Source organism: Sporosarcina saromensis (genome assembly GCF_033253735.1).
GTDB lineage: Bacteria > Bacillota > Bacilli > Bacillales_A > Planococcaceae > Sporosarcina > Sporosarcina saromensis.
On sequence record NZ_JAUBDI010000047.1, the window covers coordinates 1 to 1375 of the forward strand.

The following is a 1375-nucleotide window of genomic DNA, read 5'->3' on the forward strand; positions in this document are numbered from 1 at the left end:
GCGTGGCGACACGTGCAGCTGACGGATACTAATCGATCGAGGACTTATCCTTTATGTTAATTTAGTATGGTTGAACTTGTGTTTAGCAACAATGTTGGTTTTATTCAGTTTTGAACGAACAAGCATCGTTCAAAAGTATTTTTAAAAAAGTACTTGCGTTTTTAATAAGAGTTGATATAATAACTAATGTCCTTGAAAAGGATATTAAAAGTCTGGTGACGATGGCGAAGAGGTCACACCCGTTCCCATACCGAACACGGAAGTTAAGTTCTTCAGCGCCGATGGTAGTAGGGGGCTTCCCCCTGTGAGAGTAGGACGTCGCCAGGCGATTGATTCTTATTATATATAACCAATGGAGGATTAGCTCAGCTGGGAGAGCACCTGCCTTACAAGCAGGGGGTCGGCGGTTCGAACCCGTCATCCTCCACCATATTATTTATTTTACACTTAGCCGGTGTAGCTCAACTGGTAGAGCAACTGACTTGTAATCAGTAGGTTGAGGGTTCAAGTCCTTTCGCCGGCACCATTTTAGAGCCATTAGCTCAGTCGGTAGAGCATCTGACTTTTAATCAGAGGGTCGCAGGTTCGAATCCTGCATGGCTCACCATTTTCCTTGATAGTATTCACAGGAAATATAATGCGGGTGTGGTGGAACTGGCAGACACGCTAGACTTAGGATCTAGTGCCGCAAGGCGTGGGGGTTCGACTCCCTTCACCCGCACTTTTATATGCGGAAGTAGTTCAGTGGTAGAATACGACCTTGCCAAGGTCGGGGTCGCGGGTTCGAATCCCGTCTTCCGCTCCACTTTTATTAGCCGGGGTGGCGGAACTGGCAGACGCACAGGACTTAAAATCCTGCGGTAGGTGACTACCGTACCGGTTCGATTCCGGTTCTCGGCACCATGTTTTATAAAATATTATAATGCGCCCGTAGCTCAATTGGATAGAGCGTCTGACTACGGATCAGAAGGTTATGGGTTCGACTCCTGTCGGGCGCGCCATTATTTAACGGGAAGTAGCTCAGCTTGGTAGAGCACTTGGTTTGGGACCAAGGGGTCGCAGGTTCGAATCCTGTCTTCCCGACCATTTTTGGGGCCTTAGCTCAGCTGGGAGAGCGCCTGCCTTGCACGCAGGAGGTCAGCGGTTCGATCCCGCTAGGCTCCACCATATGAACCTTGAAAACTGAACAGCAAAACGTCAACAAATAAAGTTCTGAAGCCGACTTGTCGGTGAACGAACAACTCGAATCTTTGGATTCAAAATTGACATCTTAAATGATGCCAGCAAGAAATGAGCTATTCATTTTCTTCTTTTATGGAGAGTTTGATCCTGGCTCAGGACGAACGCTGGCGGCGTGCCTAATACATGCAAGTCG

The 1375-nt window shown here is 47.8% G+C and carries 9 tRNA genes and 2 rRNA genes; all 11 read left to right on the plus strand.

From position 1 onward, the window contains the following. Positions 1–211 precede the first annotated feature (211 nt). A 5S ribosomal RNA gene (rrf, locus tag QT711_RS19525) occupies positions 212–327 on the plus strand. 27 nt (positions 328–354) lie between these two features. Then, positions 355–430, plus strand: a tRNA-Val gene (locus QT711_RS19530). A gap of 20 nt (positions 431–450) precedes the next feature. Continuing rightward, positions 451–526 (plus strand) — tRNA-Thr (locus QT711_RS19535). A gap of 5 nt (positions 527–531) precedes the next feature. Further along, positions 532–607, plus strand: a tRNA-Lys gene (locus QT711_RS19540). Positions 608–639: 32 nt separating this feature from the next. Next, positions 640–721 (plus strand) — tRNA-Leu (locus QT711_RS19545). Positions 722–730: 9 nt separating this feature from the next. After that, positions 731–805, plus strand: a tRNA-Gly gene (locus QT711_RS19550). A 9-nt stretch (positions 806–814) separates the two neighbouring features. After that, positions 815–903, plus strand: a tRNA-Leu gene (locus QT711_RS19555). Between the two features lie 21 nt (positions 904–924). After that, a tRNA-Arg gene (locus QT711_RS19560) sits at positions 925–1001 on the plus strand. An 8-nt stretch (positions 1002–1009) separates the two neighbouring features. Further along, a tRNA-Pro gene (locus tag QT711_RS19565) sits at positions 1010–1086 on the plus strand. Positions 1087–1091: 5 nt separating this feature from the next. Next, positions 1092–1167, plus strand: a tRNA-Ala gene (locus QT711_RS19570). A gap of 144 nt (positions 1168–1311) precedes the next feature. After that, positions 1312–1375, plus strand: a 16S ribosomal RNA gene (locus QT711_RS19575); the annotation flags it as partial.